General features: G+C 46.2%; 17 protein-coding genes. 15 read left to right on the top strand and 2 right to left on the bottom strand.

The window, feature by feature from the left end:
* Positions 1-3 precede the first annotated feature (3 nt).
* The 13 genes from BLA28_RS24505 to BLA28_RS24445 all read left to right on the top strand — a co-directional run bounded on the left by BLA28_RS24505 (position 4) and on the right by BLA28_RS24445 (position 14,367).
* Positions 4-525 carry an SRPBCC family protein gene (locus BLA28_RS24505; RefSeq protein WP_071699570.1) on the top strand — a complete coding sequence of 174 codons (522 nt, stop codon included), beginning with the start codon at positions 4-6 and terminating at the stop codon, positions 523-525.
* A 20-nt stretch (positions 526-545) separates the two neighbouring features.
* Positions 546-1,583 (top strand): O-acetyl-ADP-ribose deacetylase, encoded by a 1,038-nt coding sequence (locus BLA28_RS24500; protein WP_071699569.1) that lies wholly within the window; start codon positions 546-548, stop codon positions 1,581-1,583.
* 25 nt (positions 1,584-1,608) lie between these two features.
* A complete protein-coding gene (locus BLA28_RS24495) occupies positions 1,609-3,117 on the top strand; it encodes a Y-family DNA polymerase (protein ID WP_071699568.1) in 1,509 nt (502 codons plus the stop codon).
* Entirely contained in the window at positions 3,114-3,536 is a 423-nt protein-coding gene (locus tag BLA28_RS24490; RefSeq protein ID WP_008396798.1) for a hypothetical protein, read from the top strand. The genes BLA28_RS24495 and BLA28_RS24490 overlap by 4 nt, the downstream gene beginning before the upstream one ends.
* 101 nt (positions 3,537-3,637) lie before the next feature.
* Positions 3,638-4,294 (top strand): vWA domain-containing protein, encoded by a 657-nt coding sequence (locus BLA28_RS24485; RefSeq protein WP_071699567.1) that lies wholly within the window; start codon positions 3,638-3,640, stop codon positions 4,292-4,294.
* On the top strand, positions 4,294-4,953 hold the full coding sequence (locus BLA28_RS24480) for an SIMPL domain-containing protein (RefSeq protein ID WP_071699566.1): 660 nt from the start codon (positions 4,294-4,296) through the stop codon (positions 4,951-4,953). The genes BLA28_RS24485 and BLA28_RS24480 overlap by 1 nt, the downstream gene beginning before the upstream one ends.
* Before the next feature lie 235 nt (positions 4,954-5,188).
* Positions 5,189-5,518, top strand: a complete 330-nt coding sequence (locus BLA28_RS24475) for a plasmid mobilization protein (protein ID WP_071699565.1) — start codon at positions 5,189-5,191, stop codon at positions 5,516-5,518.
* Positions 5,479-6,846 carry a relaxase/mobilization nuclease domain-containing protein gene (locus tag BLA28_RS24470; RefSeq protein ID WP_143131521.1) on the top strand — a complete coding sequence of 456 codons (1,368 nt, stop codon included), beginning with the start codon at positions 5,479-5,481 and terminating at the stop codon, positions 6,844-6,846. Before BLA28_RS24475 ends, BLA28_RS24470 begins: the two co-directional genes overlap by 40 nt.
* Before the next feature lie 169 nt (positions 6,847-7,015).
* Entirely contained in the window at positions 7,016-7,228 is a 213-nt protein-coding gene (locus tag BLA28_RS24465; protein WP_071699564.1) for a helix-turn-helix domain-containing protein, read from the top strand.
* 65 nt (positions 7,229-7,293) lie between these two features.
* A complete protein-coding gene (locus BLA28_RS24460) occupies positions 7,294-8,712 on the top strand; it encodes an NYN domain-containing protein (RefSeq protein WP_081365657.1) in 1,419 nt (472 codons plus the stop codon).
* A gap of 88 nt (positions 8,713-8,800) precedes the next feature.
* Positions 8,801-11,566, top strand: coding sequence for a type I restriction endonuclease subunit R (locus BLA28_RS24455; protein WP_071699563.1), 2,766 nt, complete (start codon positions 8,801-8,803; stop codon positions 11,564-11,566).
* 12 nt (positions 11,567-11,578) lie between these two features.
* Complete coding sequence (locus BLA28_RS24450; protein ID WP_071699562.1) at positions 11,579-13,147, top strand: type I restriction-modification system subunit M; 1,569 nt, start codon at positions 11,579-11,581, stop codon at positions 13,145-13,147.
* A 2-nt stretch (positions 13,148-13,149) separates the two neighbouring features.
* Positions 13,150-14,367 carry a restriction endonuclease subunit S gene (locus BLA28_RS24445; RefSeq protein ID WP_071699561.1) on the top strand — a complete coding sequence of 406 codons (1,218 nt, stop codon included), beginning with the start codon at positions 13,150-13,152 and terminating at the stop codon, positions 14,365-14,367.
* Here the strand turns inward: BLA28_RS24445 and BLA28_RS34835 are convergent.
* Complete coding sequence (locus BLA28_RS34835; RefSeq protein ID WP_071699560.1) at positions 14,360-14,953, bottom strand: restriction endonuclease subunit S; 594 nt, start codon at positions 14,951-14,953, stop codon at positions 14,360-14,362. The genes BLA28_RS24445 and BLA28_RS34835 overlap by 8 nt on opposite strands.
* 320 nt (positions 14,954-15,273) lie before the next feature.
* On the opposite strand from BLA28_RS34835, the gene BLA28_RS24435 reads away from it, so the two are divergent.
* The gene (locus BLA28_RS24435) at positions 15,274-16,290 is read left to right on the top strand and encodes a restriction endonuclease subunit S (RefSeq protein ID WP_143131519.1); all 1,017 of its coding nucleotides are present in this window, start codon (positions 15,274-15,276) and stop codon (positions 16,288-16,290) included.
* Here the strand turns inward: BLA28_RS24435 and BLA28_RS24430 are convergent.
* A complete protein-coding gene (locus BLA28_RS24430) occupies positions 16,283-17,323 on the bottom strand; it encodes a restriction endonuclease subunit S (RefSeq protein ID WP_278336451.1) in 1,041 nt (346 codons plus the stop codon). The two genes, BLA28_RS24435 and BLA28_RS24430, sit on opposite strands and share 8 nt — an antisense overlap.
* A 245-nt stretch (positions 17,324-17,568) precedes the next feature.
* Here BLA28_RS24430 and BLA28_RS24425 point away from each other — a divergent pair, with 245 nt between their 5' ends.
* Complete coding sequence (locus BLA28_RS24425) at positions 17,569-18,516, top strand: site-specific integrase (protein WP_071699558.1); 948 nt, start codon at positions 17,569-17,571, stop codon at positions 18,514-18,516.
* Positions 18,517-18,610: the final 94 nt, after the last annotated feature.

Below are 18,610 nucleotides of genomic sequence, written 5' to 3'. Positions count from 1 at the left end.
ACAATGATTGTTCTTACAGAGCAGATAGAGATTCCGGCTTCCTATGAAAAATTAAAGGCATGGACTGCTAACTTTGAGGAAGAGTTTGTGAAATGGAGTCCCTACCACATCGAATGTAATCTCTATAACGGGAACTATCATGCGGGAAGCAAGGTCCGCTTCCGCGAGATTGTTATGGGGCTGGACTACGATGTGACAGGCACGATTACGGAATGCGAACAGGATGAGAACCACTTCCGCATTGTATTCCGGAGCGACAAGAAAACAGCGTTCATCACCTTTGAAGGAAAAAGAACTGAAACAGGATGCCATTTCTCTCACACCGAGGCTTTCGGCATGACCACACCGGTAATTGGGGCGATCATGAACTTTCTGATCTTCAAGGTGTTTTTCAGGAAAAAGGCAAACTGGCAGCTTATCCGGGATGATATGATTCTGGATAACAGGTATTTATATGACATTCTGACCGAGGGAAAATACCCGGAAAGAATCCCGATGGACAAGCTGCTGACCGGCGCGAAGTAACCGAATGGGAGGGCTTGATCATGCCGCTTCAAATCGTCAGAAATGACATCACAAAAATGAAGGTGGACGCCATCGTCAATGCTGCCAACGAGTCGCTGCTGGGTGGCGGCGGTGTGGACGGCTGCATTCATCGCGCTGCAGGACCGGAGCTGCTGGCGGAATGTGAAACGCTCCACGGCTGCAAAACCGGGAGCGCAAAAATCACGAAGGGCTACAAGCTGCCCTGCAAATATGTCATTCACGCAGTCGGTCCGCGCTGGTATGACGGGCGGCACGGTGAGTGCGAACTGCTGATCTCCTGCTATCGGACATCGCTCATGCTGGCGAAGAAATACGGATGCGAGTCGGTTGCGTTCCCGCTGATTTCCTCCGGCATTTTCGGCTATCCGAAGGATCAGGCTCTCAAAGTGGCGATTGACACCATCAGCAGTTTCCTTCTTGAAAACGAAATGACGGTGTACATCGTCATTTTCGACCGCAAAGCCTATCAAATCAGTGGCAAGCTATTTGCCGACATTGCTTCATACATAGATGACCGCTATGTGGATGAGCATACCGATCCTCGTTCCAAGCGTCTGCGCAGGATGAACGCCTTCCGGATGGACGAGCCGATGCCCTGCGAGTCATCCGTTTGTGATGAAGCTATCGAAAAGCTCACAGCTCCTATGGCAGTCAGCTCCGAAAAAGTAGCAACTCTTGACGATGCACTGGGACAGATCGATGAGAGCTTTTCGGAGATGCTTCTGCGGAAGATTGACGAGCGCGGCATGACGGACTCGCAGTGCTACAAGAAGGCGAACATTGACCGGAAACTCTTCTCGAAGATCCGCTCGGACAAGTCCTACAAGCCTTCCAAGCCCACCGTCATTGCATTTGCCATTGCCCTTGAGCTGCCGCTTGTGGAAATGAAGGATATGCTCATGAAGGCGGGCTTTGCACTCTCCCACTCCAACAAGTTTGACATCATCGTGGAGTATTTCGTGGAGCATGGGAACTATAACGTCTTTGAGATCAACGAGGCTCTGTTTGCCTTTGACCAGAGCTTGATAGGAGCATAATCTGACTATGAAGGAGGCTTAGAAGATGAAACAACACACCTATATCGCAATCGACCTGAAATCCTTCTATGCCTCCGTGGAATGCCGGGAGCGTGGCTTAGATCCTCTGGACACAAATCTTGTTGTCGCAGATGAAAGCCGGACAGACAAGACTATCTGCCTTGCCGTCACGCCCTCCCTCAAGAGCTACGGTATCTCCGGACGCGGACGGCTATTTGAAGTCAAGCAGCGTGTGAAAGAAGCAAATGCCGGACGGCAGCACGACGCGCCGGGACACAGGCTGGACGGCACATCACACTTCTTCTCAGAGCTGCAAGCAAACTCGTCTCTGGCGATTGACTTCATCATCGCACCACCCCGGATGGCGTACTATATGGAATACAGCACCCGCATCTATCAGGTCTACCTCAAGTACATTGCGCCGGAGGACATCGTAGTCTACTCCATCGACGAGGTGTTCATGGATGTGACGGACTACCTGAACACCTACAAGCTCTCCGCCCATGATCTCGCCATGAAGATCATCCTCGATGTGCTTGAAACAACCGGCATCACAGCAACCGCAGGAATCGGCACGAATCTTTTCCTCTGCAAAGTGGCAATGGACATTGTGGCGAAGCACATCCCCGCCGACAAAAACGGCGTCCGCATTGCAGAGCTGGATGAGATGAAGTTCCGGCGCGAGCTTTGGACGCATCAGCCCCTCACAGACTTCTGGCGTGTGGGTCGAGGTATTTCCAAGAACCTTGAGCAGAACGGGATGTTCACGATGGGCGATGTTGCCCTCTGTTCAGAGCGGAACGAAGACTTGCTTTACAAGCTCTTCGGGAAGAATGCAGAATTGCTCATCGACCATGCGTGGGGCTGGGAGCCTACGACTATTGAGGCAATCAAGGCATACCGTCCCAACTCCAACAGCCTCAGCTCCGGTCAGGTATTGCACTGTCCCTACGAGCCGCAGAAGGCGAAGTTGGTTGTGCGGGAAATGACAGATTTGCTTGTGCTGGACTTGGTGGACAAGGGGCTTGTCACCGACCAAATGGTTCTCACAGTTGGCTACGACATCGAGAACCTGACCGATCCTGCACGACGGGCAAAGTATCACGGCGCGGTTGAGACAGATCATTATGGGAGGCAGATTCCGAAACAGGCGCACGGCTCTATCAACCTCGACGGTCACACATCATCTACCCGCAAAATAATGTGTGCTGTGTCAGAACTCTTCGACCGGATCGTGGATAAGAATCTGCTTGTCCGCCGTATGTATGTTGTTGCAAATCATGTCCTGCCGGAAGCTGATGTACCGAAGAAAAACGACGGTGCAGTCCAGCTCGACCTCTTTACCGACTATGCCGCCGAAGAGGAAAAACAGAAAGCCGAAGATGCCGCTTTGGAGCGTGAGCGGAAGATACAAGCCGCCACGCTTGCCATCAAGAAGAAGTATGGAAAGAACGCCATCCTCAAGGCAATGAATCTTGAAGAAGGTGCAACCGCGAAAGACCGCAATGCGCAGATTGGAGGGCATAAGGCGTGAACGGAAAATACGACGAGATCATGGGACTTCCTCACCACGTTTCCAAAACGCGACCACAAATGCCGATGTCAGATCGTGCAGCGCAGTTTGCGCCCTTTGCCGCCCTCACCGGCTATGATTCTGCAATCAAGGAAACCGGACGTCTGACCGACGAAAGGATTGAGCTTGATGAGGGAGCCTTGACCGCTTTGAACATGAGGTATCAGCTTCTCATGGATGCCCTTGATGAAGAGCCGGAGGTTGAAATAACCTACTTCAAACCTGATGAGCGCAAAGCTGGCGGTGCGTATGTAACTGCAACCGGCGCAGTCATAAAAGTTGATGACTTTGAGCGCCTGATTACCATGCAGGACGGCACGAAGATTCCGATGGATGACATCCTAAGCATTGACGGAGAGCTGTTCTTGTCCTTAGAATAATGTCGCTTGCCATGCGACCAAATGAAGTGAATACCGAAGTACAATATGACTGTAAGGTGAGACACCAAGCAGTCATATTTTTATATACGGAGGTACAAAACATGAGAAAGAACTTGACGGAGATCGTATTCATCCTTGATCGCAGCGGCTCTATGAGCGGACTGGAAACAGACACCATCGGAGGATTCAACTCCATGATTGAAAAGCAGAAAAAAGAGAATGGCGAGGCATTGATCTCTACCGTTCTCTTTGACAACGTGAGCGAGGTTATCCATGACCGTGTGCCGGTTCAGAAGGTGGAGCCGATGACCGACAGGGACTATTCCGTTCGCGGCTGCACCGCGCTTCTGGATGCTATCGGCGGAGCGATTCATCACATTGGGAATGTCCATAAGTACGCAAGAAAAGAGGATGTCCCTGAACACACACTGTTCGTCATCACAACGGATGGCATGGAGAATGCAAGCCGCCGTTATGACAGCGAGAAGGTCAAGAAGATGATTGAGCGACAGAAGGAAAAGTACGGCTGGGAGTTTCTTTTCCTCGGTGCAAACATTGATGCAGTTGAGACGGCAAAGCATTTTGGAATTGGAGCAGATCGAGCGGTCAATTACCACTCTGACCGCGAGGGAACGCAACTCAACTATGAAGTTCTGAGCGAAGCGGTTTCCGCTGTCCGATGCAGCGTACCGCTGGGTACGAATTGGAAAAAACGTATTGATGAGGACTTCAATTCCAGAAAGGACGGGAGAAAGTAATGAGAACAATCACCGTAAAAGGGACAGGCAATGTCTCCGCAAGACCGGATTACATCATCCTATCCCTGAACATTGAAGTCTTATCTGAAACATATGACCGCGCAATGTTGGAAGCTGCCGAGAGAATCGAAAGACTGCAAGGTGCCGCAGTCCGCGTTGGGTATCGCAAGGAAGACGTGAAGACCACGAGCTTTGATGTCCAGACAAGGTACGAGAATGTCAAGGATCGGCAAGGAAATTACAAGCGAGAGTTTGCCGGATATGCTTGCAGCTATCGCTTGAAACTTGCCTTTGACTTTGACAGCAAGCAGCTTGCAAAGGTCATTTCTGCGATTGCGGATTGTGGGGCGCAACCAGAACTCAGCATTGCGTTCACCGTGAAAAACCCGGCAAGAGTCAGCGAAGAGCTGCTGATCAATGCGACGGAGAACGCCAGGGCAAAGGCGGAGATTCTTTGCAAAGCATCAGGCAGTACGCTTGGGCAGTTGCTCAACATCGACTACAACTGGGGCGAACTCAATGTTTTTTCCAGAACAAGCTACGATGTTGAAGACTGCATTCAGCCTCTCATGGCGATGAGCAAGTGCGCCGCACCTGAGATTGAGCCGGTTGATATTGATGTGACAGACACAGTGGCTTTCACATGGGAAATCCAATGATTTTTTGACTTTTTTGAAATCCGGTACTCAACAAACGCCCTTTTTGTGTCCGTTGTAAAGTGAAGGGACATTTCACGGAGGAATCTTCGGGGAATACGATTTTGGGAGATTAGCAAGCACAGCCGGTGTATATACACACGGCGACTTTGGATTAAGGAAACCCTCCCCTTAATCCCGAAAATGCTTGTTGGGATGTCTCCCAAACCCTCTATCTTTACGAAAGGACAAACCGCTTATGGCAAACAGAACACGACCAAATCAGATACTCTTCTTTGTTTCAGATGACGAGAAGCGGATTATCAAAGGAAAGATGAAACAGCTTGGTACAAAGAACATGGGAGCGTATCTTCGCAAGATGGCGATTGACGGTTACATCATCAAAGTGGACTACACGCAGCAGAAGAAACTTGCCGCCGCAGTATCTCGTGCAGCGGCAAATATCAATCACATTTGCCGCCGAATTAACTCCACAGGACACTTCTATGAGGACGATGTTGCAGAGCTGAAAGAAAGGCAGGCTGAGATATGGCGATTACTAAAATCAAGCCAATCCGAGGAACTGTGAACAAGGCTCTCGCATACATTCTTGATCCGCAGAAAACAGATGACCAGCTCTATGTCTCTTCCTACGGATGTGCTGCCAGTGATGCCGCAGCGAAGGAATTTGAGTGGACAAGATCTCTTGCCGTTCAACAAGGAATGCAGATGCCAAAGGTGATTGCCAGACATCTGATTCAATCCTTTGCGGTTGATGAAGTCAGCCCGGAACAAGCGCATGAAATCGGTAAGCAGTTTGCCGACGAATGGCTCAAGGGAAAGTACGAGTATGTGATTGCAACGCACATCGACAAGGGGCATTGCCACAATCACATTATCTTCAACGCAGTCAACTATGTAGACTTCCATGCGTACCGAAGCAATAAGAAAACCTATCGTGAGATGCGGCATCTCAGTGATGAGATATGTGCTGAACACGGGCTGTCAGTTATTCCTCCCTCTCAGGGAAAAGGCATGGACTACAAGGAATACACCGAAGCCAAACGCGGTACAAGTTGGAAGCAAAAACTCAAGCAGACCATTGATCGCTGTGTGATCACATCAAAGGACTACGATGAGTTTTTGAAGCTGATGCAGGACGCCGGATATGAAATCAAAACCGGCAAATACATCTCCTTCCGTGCCGAAGGGCAAGAGCGTTTCACCCGTGCAAAAACCATCGGAGATAACTACACCGAGGACCGGATCAAGGAACGCATTCAAGGACGCAATGCCCGCAGACGGCAGATGCAGAACGGTAGGAAGAACATCTCTCTCATCAGCGATATTCAAAACAGAATTAAGCAGATCGACAGCAAGGGCTTTGAGCATTCTATGAAGATTAAGATCCTCAAAGAAGCCGCCAGAACGCTAAACTACCTCACTGAGAACGAGCTGCTTCAATATGCCGATCTTGAAAAGAAAGTCGAAGACATTCATAGTTCTTATGAGCGTACCGGCGCTGACTTGAAAGTCGTTGAAGCGCAGCTCCGAAAGGTGCAGCCGCTTATCAAGAATATCTCAACCTATCAAAAGCTCAAGCCGGTCTATGATGCCTACTCAAAGACGAAGAACAAGCCGAGTTTTCGAGCTGCGCACGAGGCAGAGCTTGTCGTTTTTGAAGCAGCAAAGAGTACATTGCTTGCTATGCAAGATGGTGAAAAACTTCCAAGTATGAAGTCTCTGCAAGCCGAGCAGCAACGCCTTTTGGAAGAGCAGCAGCGTCTCTACGACGAACGAGCAAGGCTCAAAAAAGAGGCTAAAGTGATTGATACCATGAAGGCAAATGTCGATGATTTCCTCAGTCCAGCGCTTTCACAGGAGCATGAAAAAGCCAAAAGTAGCGAGTTGGAATAACCACCAAAGCCTGAGCCGTATGAATAAATCGGCTCAGGCTTTCTTCTTCGTAATGCGCTCCATGAACTTGAAATATATTTTGAATTTTTGGAGTATCGTATTGAAAATTTGAAGCGTTTGGTGTATAATATAATGAGTCTCACTATAAGCGTTTGAGAGAGGTGCTTTTATGAAGATAAGCTATAAGAAATTATGGGTCATGCTCATCGAAAGAGAGATCCCAAAATCAACTTTACGCAAGGATATAGAGCTGTCTCCTGGCACGATGAGTAAGCTCAATAAGAACGAGGATGTAGCTCTCTCTGTTCTGCTGCGCATTTGCGACTATTTGAATTGTGACATTGGAGATATATGTGAAGCTGTGCGAACGGGCAAGAAGTAGGTCCGAGTTTTCGTGCGGCTATTTTGTTATAGGTAGAGAAAAATACCTCAGCGAAAGGAGCATATATGGATGTCCTTGAGAATGCTGTGACTGAGAAAAATGCCCTCGTTGAAGCGGAGGCGTTTCCCACAGATGATCGAGTCACCTACAGAGACAGCACCTATGAAATTGTTTCTAAGGTTGCATATTTGATTGGTGTTCCGAAACGAATTTTTGATAATGAGCATGAAGCACCCAAAATAGAGATATACGAAAAACTTGATGCAGACAAAACGGCACGGATAATCCGTCATTTGTGTATCATAAGGACAGCGATTGAAAGAAACTTCAAGCATATCAACGAGCGTATGAAGTTTAGTTATCTCTCAATCAGCAGTATGCCGGAATATGTGCCGCAGGATAGCCTTCAACAACTAAATGCGGATGGCATTAGTTTTATAAAGAAGTCCAGCACGAAGCTAAGTCAGCATATCGTTGAGATAAACAAGCTGCTTTCTGATCGGATCAATAATTGCAAGAAGCTATTTCCTCTTTGGCTGAATTGGCTGTATGTAAAAAACCTCTTTCTCATGCCAGATGGCTTGAAAGAGGAAGGGACAAAAGCAGCAGCAGATATTTATTACGCTCACTTGCTCTTTTATCCTTACCAGATGTATATAAACTGGGAACCGGAGGATGTCGGTAATCTGCTCTATAACGATAAAAAATTCGTGACGCTGCTTTATCAAATGAACGGTGACTACTTTACAGAGTACAGTAAAGTTTCTGATGCTGGAAGTTACATTAAAGGAAGCATCTACGAGTTTATTGGTAGCAGCGAAAAGGTTGTCGTAGTGGTAGATTGTGAAAACTCTGATCCGTACAAGCTCTGCGCTACGCTCAAGAATCTGGACTATCAGTACACACAGAAGATAGCATCCATCATCCTGTTTGATGATGTGCATAGTGCATCTGCTTGGCGTATTCTGGATAGTTTTACCCACATCCCGGTCGAACACATGATGACCGAACGGGTAAAGCAGAACAAGTCTCTGGTCGATGTGATGCTGATTGCCCGAACTTGTCAGGAGCATTACAAAAACAATGTGGATTCCTTTATTTTGGTGTCCAGCGACTCCGACTATTGGGGACTGATTTCTTCTTTACCGGAGGCTCGGTTCCTTGTCATGATAGAGCGCGAAAACTGCGGACCGGATTTGAAGAACGCACTTGTCAATGCCGGTATATTCTATTGCTACATTGATGACTTCTACTCCGGCAATGCAGAGGATATTAAGATCGGCGCACTGTTCAAAGAGATGTATCATTACATAGATCAGGCGGTGCGGCTGAATATCTACGAGATGTTCACAGAGGCGTTAAGAGCGACTCGAATTGAAATGAGTTCTTCGGAACAGAAGCAGTTTGTGGACAAGTATTTGAAAACGATGCAAATGTCCATTGCGGATAATGGCGATGTGACATTGGAAATAAAACGAAAATGAGTCCGTTATATCGGACAGTAGCCGTGATAGAATAAAATGAGGATCGGTTGGCAACCAAAAATGATCCTCAAGTATTGGAGATGAAGATATGGCATACCAGAGCGAAGCGGCTCTTGAGCAACAATTCATAGAGCAGCTAAACAAGCAGGAATACAGCACAGTCGATATTCCTGATTATGACGCATTGGTGGAGAACTTCAAAGTTCAGTTTGAAGCCTTCAATGCGCCCAAACTTGATACGCCTATCACCGATAAAGAGTGGGAGCGTATCTTTAACCTCATGCTTGGAAAGTCCGTGTTCCAGAGCGCAAAAATTCTGAGAGACAAGTTTGTCCTTGAGCGTGAGGACGGGACGAAGGTTTACCTTTCCTTCTTCGATCAGGATCACACCAAGAATATCTTCCAAGTTACACATCAGACAACGGTTGTAGGCAAGTATGTCAACCGCTATGATGTAACGATTCTTGTGAATGGCTTGCCGTTGATTCAGGTCGAGTTAAAGCGCAGGGGGATTGACATTCGAGAAGCAGTCAATCAGGTCATGCGCTATAAGAAGCACTCCTATAACGGACTATATCACTTCATTCAGCTTTTCATTGTCTCCAACGGCGTTGATACCAAATACTTTGCCAACTCCGACAGGGACTTGATGTATAGCCTCGCCTTCTTCTGGACGGATTTCAACAACATCCGTATTACCAACCTGAAGGACTTCTCAATCTCTTTTCTGGCAAGGGATCACATCATCAAGATGCTGACACGCTATACCATCCTGAACGATACGGATAAGATTCTGATGGTCATGCGCCCCTATCAGGTGTATGCCGTAGAAGCCCTTATAAGGCAGGCTACGCTCACAAATCGCAACGCCTATATCTGGCATACCACCGGTGCAGGAAAGACGCTGACATCCTTTAAGACAGCTCAAATCCTCGCAGCCAATCCGAACATCAAGAAGGTTATCTTCCTTGTTGACCGTAAGGACTTGGACTCTCAGACCACCGAAGAGTTTAACAAGTTTGAGGCTGGCTCTGTTGATGTCACAGATCGCACAGACATTCTTGTGCGGCAAATGAAGGATAAGAACCGGCAGCTCATTGTCACGACGATGCAGAAGATGGCAAATGCCGTTAAGCGTCCTCAATACGAAAAGGTAATGGACGCATACCGTGACGAAAAGGTTGTCTTCATCATTGATGAATGCCACCGCAGCCAGTTCGGAGATATGCACAAGGATATTGTTCGGCATTTCAAGAAAGCGCAGTTCTTTGGCTTTACCGGTACGCCCCGTTTTGAAGTAAACGGAAAGACGGAGGGCAAGATCACACAGACCACCGAAATGCTGTTTGGGGAATGTTTGCATAACTATCTGATCAAGGATGCTATCTTCGATAACAATGTCCTCGGTTTCCATATTGAGTACATAAAGACGATGGAAGGCGATTTTGACTGGGACGATCCGACATTGGCTGACGCGATTGATGTTGGCGAACTCTATATGTCGGATGAGAGAATGTCCCTCATTGCAAACCACATCGTCCAGAACCACAAAGCCAAAACGAGAAATGGTCAGTACACGGCTATCTTTGCTGTTTCCTCCATTGAAGCTCTTGTCAAATATTACGACATCTTCAAGAAGATCAAACACGATCTGAACATCAGCGGTATCTTCTCCTATGGGCAGAACGAAGATGCTGAGGGTAAGGACGAGCATAGCCGAGATGCTTTGGAGCGTATCATCAAGGACTATAACGAGATGTACGGCACGAATTTCTCTACCGACACCTTCTCCGCGTATCACAAGGATATTTCAGATCGAGTCAAAGGGAAGAAAACAAAGTCGCTGGACATTCTCATCGTCGTGAATATGTTTTTGACCGGCTTTGACAGCAAGCAGCTCTCTGTGTTGTATGTGGACAAGGATTTGAAGTACCATGATCTGCTGCAAGCCTATTCTCGCACGAACCGTGTCGAGAAAGAAACAAAACCGTTTGGTATCATCATTTGCTACCGCAACCTCAAAAAACGGACAGATGATGCGCTGACGCTCTTCTCCAAGAGTCAGGACACCTCTGGCATTGTTGTTCCGGGCTATCAGTATTTTGTTGAGAAGTTCAATGAAATGGTTATGAGGCTCAAGGAAGTGGCACTCTACCCTGAGTCCGTCGATACCATGCAGAGCGAGGATGACCAGAAGAAGTTTGTCATCACTTTCCGTGAGCTGACAAAATACCTCCAATCCTTGCAGACATTCATTGAGTTCAGTTTTGATCAGGATGCGCTCATCATGTCCGAGCAGGAGTATCAGGACTACAAGAGCAAGTATCTGATGCTTTACTCCCGGCAAAAAACTGATCGAGAAGTCGTATCTGTCCTGAATGATGTGGACTTCTGCATTGAGATCATGGAGAGTGACCGCATCAATGTTGCCTATATCATGAACTTGATCCGCAACATCCACTTTGATGACAAGAAGCAGAAGGACTACGACATCAAGCACATCAAGGAAGAATTGAGCAGAACGGATAATCCGCAGTTGCTTCGCAAGGTTGAAATTCTTCAAGCGTTCTTGGATCGTGTCGTTGTCGGACTTGAAAGTGCGGATGAGATTGACGCTGCATACAACGACTTTGAAAATGAAGCAAAACGAGAAGAGATCGTTGCTTTCGCAAAGACTGAGGATATTGATTCCTCCATGCTGACGGACATCATTTCTGAGTATGAGTTCTCCGGCACAATGGATGCAGGAAACATCCGTGACCGTATTGAGAAGCCCATGCCGTTGCTCAAGAAGAGGTCTTTGGTCAACCGGATCGTCGAATTTATCCGGCAGCATACTGAGAAATACCAATAAGGAGAGAGAACAATGGATAATTCTATTCAGGCTCACCAGAAAGAGCTTTGCAACAAACTATGGGCGATGGCAAATGCCCTGAGAGGTAACATGGAGGCATACGAGTTCAAGAACTATATCTTGGGCATGATCTTCTATTACTATCTCTCCGACAAGACCGAGAAGTACATGGTTAATCTTCTCAAAGACGATAATATCGGCTACGAGGATGCTTGGAATGACGAAGAATATAAGGCTGCCATCGTAGAAGAAGCTCTGCGTGACCTCGGCTACATCATCGAACCGGAGTATTTGTTCCGCAAGATGGTCAAGATGGTTGAGAACCGTTCCTTCGACATTGAGTTCTTGCAGAAAGCAATCAACGCTCTGATGGAATCCACTATCGGCAACGATTCGCAGGAAGACTTTGACGGATTGTTCTCCGATATGCAGCTTGATTCTACGAAGCTGGGGCATACCGTTAAAGATAGAAGTGCTGTCATGGCGAAAATCATTGCTTCTCTGGACGAGATCAATTTCAGCGTGGATGACACGAAGATTGATGTGTTGGGTAATGCCTACGAGTATCTGATCGGTCAGTTCGCTGCCACAGCCGGTAAGAAAGCCGGTGAGTTCTATACGCCTTCGGGTCCTGCCGAGCTGCTGTGCCGTCTTGCTTGTCTTGGCTTAACCGATGTTAAGGACGCAGCCGATCCGACTTGCGGTTCCGGCTCTCTGCTGCTTCGCCTCAAGAACTATGCAAATGTGCGTAACTACTACGGTCAGGAATTGACCTCGACCACCTATAACCTTGCCCGAATGAACATGATCCTTCGCGGCATCCCGTATCGTAACTTCAATATCTACAATGGCGATACGCTTGAACATGACTACTTCGGAGACATGAAGTTCCGTGTTCAGGTTGCAAATCCTCCGTATTCTGCAAATTGGTCTGCTGATATGCACTTCATGGAGGACGAGCGTTTCAATGAATACGGCAAACTTGCGCCTAAGAGCAAGGCTGACTTTGCTTTTGTGCAGCACATGGTTTACCACATGGACGAAGACGGACGAGCTGTTGTTCTGCTGCCTCACGGCGTTCTGTTCCGTGGCGCAGCGGAAGAAGTGATCCGTAAGCACCTGATTCAAAAGCTGAATGTGCTGGACGCTGTTATCGGTCTTCCTGCAAACCTCTTCTTTGGCACAGGCATTCCGGTATGTGTTCTTGTCCTCAAGAGGGAGCGCAACGGCAACTCTGATAACATCCTCTTCATTGATGCGTCCAACGACTTTGAAGCCGGAAAGAATCAGAATATCCTCCGTGAGTGCGACATTGATAAGATTGTCGAAACCTACGAGCATCGTGTGGATGTCGATAAGTACGCCCATGTTGCCACTATGCAGGAGATTGAAGAGAACGGATTCAATCTGAACATTCCTCGCTATGTTGATACCTTTGAGCCGGAAGAGGAAATTGACCTCAATGCTGTTGCAGCAGAAATCCGCAATATTCAGGCTGAGATCAAAGGCATCGACGCACAACTGAAACCGTTTTTCGATGAGCTGGGACTTGATTTCCCCTTTGATGTGGAGGGCAAGTAATTATGGAAAATGTATCCTCAAGTAACGGTCTTGAGAAGCGTCCGAAACTCCGGTTTCCGGACTTCGATGAGCCGTACAGAACAATTACATTAGGTCAAATCGCTTCATTGGTTAATCGTACTGATCCCACCTCAAATGCGCCTATTATGATGCTTAGTGCAGGAAATGGCTTTATCATGCAGTCCGAAAAGTATTCACGAGACAATGCTGGTCAAAGTCTCAAGAAATATATTCTCCTAAAGAAAGGCGAATTGGCATACAATCACGGTGCATCAAAAGCAAAACAGTATGGCTGCTGTTACGAGCTGACCGAAGATGAGGCGCGTATTCCGTATGTCTATCATTGTTTCAAGGTCAGTGGCGCAGAGCATACGCCCTATGTTGCTACTGCCTTGAATAATCCTAAGATAGATAGACAGCTTAAACGCCTTGTTTCTTCAAGCGTTCGTATGGACGGGTTGCTGAACATCTCTTTTGATGATTACATGAGTGTAATTCTTCACTTACCTTCATTGAAGGAACAAACTCACATTGCTGATTTCCTCAAAAAACTTGATGAACGGATAACTGCACAAGAGAAACTTGTGGCATCCCTCAAGAAGCATAAAAGAGGTGTCGTTAGCAAAGTCTTTTCGGAGATTGAAAGAGAATGCAGCACGATCCGCTTAGGTGATTATGTGAGCATTCATCGAGGCGGCTCGCCTCGTCCAATAGACGCTTATATTACTGATGATACGGATGGCATCAACTGGATCAAGATTGGCGATACTTCTGCTGATGACCTTTACATTACTCGGACAAGAGAAAAAATTGTTCCCTCTGGTGCAAAGAAATCCAGAAGAGTTTTTCAGGGGGATTTGATCTTATCAAACTCTATGAGTTTTGGAAGACCGTACATCCTTCAAATTGACGGATGCATCCATGACGGGTGGCTACTCATTCGAGATGAGAACAATGTCTTTGAGAAGAGATTCTTGTGTTACTATCTCGGCTCAGATAATGTGATCGCTCAATATAAACGCTTTGCTGCTGGTAGTTGCGTAAACAATCTTAATTCTGAATTGGTAGGAAATGTTGAAATCTGCTGTCCGCCTTACAGAACACAACAAAAAATCGCAAATATGCTAACTGTTTTGGATTCGCGTATAGATCACGCAAGTCGTACTCATGTGGCACTACTGCGAATTCGCACTTCATTATTGCAACAGCTCTTTATATGAAGAGCTGCTGCAACATAAAGCATCGCAGTCTGCTTAAACTGCTCCGACGCTGTTCTTCATTAGAAATACGAGCATCAACTTTGCATAAAAAACTTCCCCAATATCGTTGCTCGTCGATGGAGGGATAAGGAACTTCTATTCCCTCAAGATTTTTTCGACTGATCCTTTGGCGTGTTCCACCGGCAAGAAAGGAATTAACTGTTTTTAGATATTGCTCAGAACATAGGAATTGGAGAAGGTAATTCCTATCTATGACAGATGAGTCTGTTCTGATAACAGTGCAATCAACGGCTGTAATCCTTCTTTCTGTGCTTTTGGGCAATAGGCAGGCTCTCCCGGCTGGCTCTGGCAATCTGGAAATGAGAATATCACCGTCATATATTTCCAAACAGTTTAGGCGGTGGAATGTAGTCTCTGAAATGTATTTGGCATTTTGAGTTTTATCTATGTAAACGCCAAAGCCGACATTTCCCGTCTGAATAAGTCGGATTCCATCTAATGCTTGATCCTTAGACTCAATCCAATCACCATCGGCAAATAATACGGAAACTTCCTTAAGATTTCGCTTCTCGCAACTATCACTCAATTTAGCAAAAACCTTTCGTAGCAATCCTCTTTTATGCTTCTGATCAAGCAAGCAGAATGGAGCTATATGACCGACAAAATCCCTTGCAGTAGCGGAATATCTCTGCTACCGCAAGGGATTTACCTTTGCTACAAGCCAGTATTCGGTTGCTGAAATAGTCCTCAAGTAACGGTCTTGAGAAGCGTCCGAAACTCCGGTTTCCGGGCTTCGATGAGCCGTGGAAAGCTGAGAAACTTTCAGATTTTGCTGAGCGTGTCACACGGAAGAACACCAATAACGAAACGAGTCTTCCCCTCACAATTTCGTCCAAAGACGGGCTTGTGGATCAGATCAGCTACTTCAATAAGACCGTTGCCAGCAAAGACATGAGTGGCTATTATCTCTTGAAGAATGGCGAATATGCCTACAACAAGAGTTATTCAGTCGGGTACGACTTTGGCTCCGTCAAGCGTCTTGACCGCTATGATATGGGCGCGCTTTCAACACTCTATATCTGCTTTGCACTCAAGAAACACGATTCTGATTTTATAAAAGCCTACTTCGATTCGCTCAAATGGTATCGTGAAATTTACATGATCTCTGCCGAAGGAGCAAGAAATCATGGGCTTTTGAATGTTCCAACTGATGAGTTCTTTGACACAAAGCATTACATACCGATGGATTTAGCGGAGCAGCGAAAAATCGCAGACTTCATGATTGCGTTAGAGCATCGAATAGAGGCACAGCAGTCTCTCGTAGATAACCTCAAGAAGCATAAAAGAGGTGTCGTTAAGGCTCTAATTTCAGGATCGCTGACTTTCACTGATGCTGACCACAAAAAATGGGAAACTGTAAGTTTGGCAGAAATATTTAATATTTCTGCCGGGGGAGATATTGATCGTGAAAATAGCTCATCTTCATATTCCGCAAACCATCCATATCCGGTATTTGCCAACGCTCTGACAAATAGCGGATTATATGGCTATGCAAACTACTTCAAAATTGAAGGTGATTCCATCACTGTTTCTGGAAGGGGCGAAGTAGGTCATGCAATAGCTCGTCACTGCAAATATGTTCCGATTGTTCGTCTTCTCTCATTAGTCCCCAAACATGATGATGATGTGGATTTTTTCGCTTACATGATCAATGCAACATCCATCTACATCGAATCAACAGGCGTTCCTCAGTTAACAAGCCCTCAGCTTGGCGCGGTAAAGGTTTTGCGACCTCCTGTTTCAGAGCAGAAGCGGATTTCTTCCTTTCTCTTAAAATTGGATGCAAAGATAGAGAAAGAAGAGCGCCTAATACTTCGTATGGAGAAAGTCAAAGCATCTATGTTGCAACAGTTATTTATATAAAGAGCTGTTGCAGTAACCCGCTTCTCAGTTTGCAATACCTATCAAGGATTGCAAGCTGAGAAGCAATATATTGGTCAAGAGAAATCATCACCTTAACTAACTGTTCTTGTATTTCTTGATGTGGTACGGGAATGGTGAAGTTTCTTATCCGTTCGAGGGCGAGTTTGGGTTGCCCATTTTTTGTCTTTGAAGATTCAATTTGTGACTGTATCAAATCCGACGAAAGGACATAGTAAAGGTACTCGGAACCAACCCCTCTAAAGTTTGTAAACCGGTCACAATTTTCGGTTAAATTCACGCCTCCCAAGTCAGAGGTAATAATGTTCAACTTTCCAAGAGTACCGGCAACGGATATTATAATATCTCCACCTTTGACTTTATAACGAGAAATCTGCTTTTCTGTATGCTCTGAAATATACTGCAAATTATCTGAACACACATATTTCTCGCCCATATCTGATACAGTGATGTAACGGTATTCCGTAGGATGAGAGCAAAATGTTTCTCCCTTTGGAATGCGTTTTCCACTCAGCACATCGCATACTTCCTCTATTTTTAAGGCGGAAGCGTCAGAAAATAGAAAGTAGTCAGATTTTTCTGCAAAAAATGCATTCAATAATCCTCTTTTATGCTTCTTGAGGGATGCCACAAGTTTCTCTTGTGCAGCAATTCTATCATCCAGACTTTGGAGAAAGGACGCAATTTTGCTCTGTTCCTGCTCTGACGGAAGGTTGATGGGCATAGCAAAGAAAGTATCGTCTTTGATGCTTACTCTGTCATGTCTCGCACCACTATCACCCGACATATAAATGTATCTATGCCAAGCCGATGACCGGAAGTACCACTCGTAGTACAGAGGGTTAATTTCGTCTTTCGCACGAAAACAAAGATACAGCGGAGAAACAATGCCATCCTCTGCATACTTATAGCTGCTGATCGGACCGTATGGAGCATCGGACGATTTGCGCGGATTATATACGAAGTCATTTTGCTGGATGATATAATAGCTGTTTGTGTTATCGCTGTTTGCAATGTCCTTATCAAAATACTCGCGTTGTGGAATAAGACCGAGCTTTGCGGAATTGCAAATTACATTCGTGATGTGTCCATCAGCATTTTTCTGTGTACTTTTAGAGAAAAGCGCAGATAAAGTAGTTTCTTTCCACGGCTCATCGAAGCCCGGAAACCGGAGTTTCGGACGCTTCTCAAGACCGTTACTTGAGGAATATACTGCCCTGATTATCCCTCCAACGGATAATGTTCGTGGAGGTGGTCAATATGACTAACAATACACAATTCAAGACGCTTGTGAACACTTGGCTAAATCAAAAGCAGCCAATGATCACGCCGTCAACCCATGCCAGCTTTACTCTGATTGCCGAAAATCATCTAATTCCATACTTCGGCAAGCGTAAGATCGGCAGCATCACCGAAACGGACATCCAGAGCTACATTTCGTACCTCCATGATGCCGGTAGGTTGGACAAGACCGGAGGGCTAACGGTAAAGACCATCCGGGATGTGATCCTCGTTCTCAGACTTTCGATGGAGTTTGCGTACAAAGAAAGGGCAATTCCACTGCTGAACTGGGATCTCGTCGAGTACCCGAAGGAACTTGGCATTAAGAAGGTAGTTTCTCTTTCAAAGGATCAGGAGCAAGCTCTGATTCAGTGTATCTACATGAACTTGAACAGGAAGACTGCTGGCATTCTCATTGCACTCTTTACCGGAGTACGCATTGGAGAACTCTGCGGATTGCAGATGAAGGACATCTCGTTGACAGATAAGACCATCAGCATCAATAAGACTGTCCAGCGCATCTATGACAAAAAGAAGGGCGAGTCCTATCTTCACATCGGACCGCCCAAAACGAAAACTTCTGCAAGGACGATCCCTGTTCCGTCTCTTCTGATGAACATTATCAAGAAGTTCTACACGGATAACCCTAACCACTACTTCTTGACCGGCAAAACAAAGCCGACAGAGCCTCGTACTTATCGACAGTTCTTCACCCGTTTCCTGAAACGGAATGGATTGGAGAAGGTGAAGTTCCATGAGATCCGACACACATTCGCGGTCAGGGCGATTGAGATTCCGGAGTTTGATATAAAGTCGCTCTCTGAAATCCTCGGTCATAAGAATGTGTCCTTTACACTGAATGTCTACGGAAGTGCAAACCTCCAACAGAAGGTCAAGTGTATGAATTTACTGAACGATCTACTGTAATCTTATTCAGTTCTGACTTGGCTTTTACAGTGCAGCAGAAACGAATAACCGTTTCCAGCGATTCAGATTCATTGACTCGATGTGCTGTTCATAG

The organism is Eisenbergiella tayi (genome assembly GCF_001881565.1).
In the GTDB taxonomy this organism is placed as follows: Bacteria; Bacillota; Clostridia; order Lachnospirales; family Lachnospiraceae; genus Eisenbergiella; species Eisenbergiella tayi.
The sequence above is the reverse complement of the archived record's forward strand: the minus strand, read 5'-3'. Positions and strand labels throughout refer to the sequence as shown.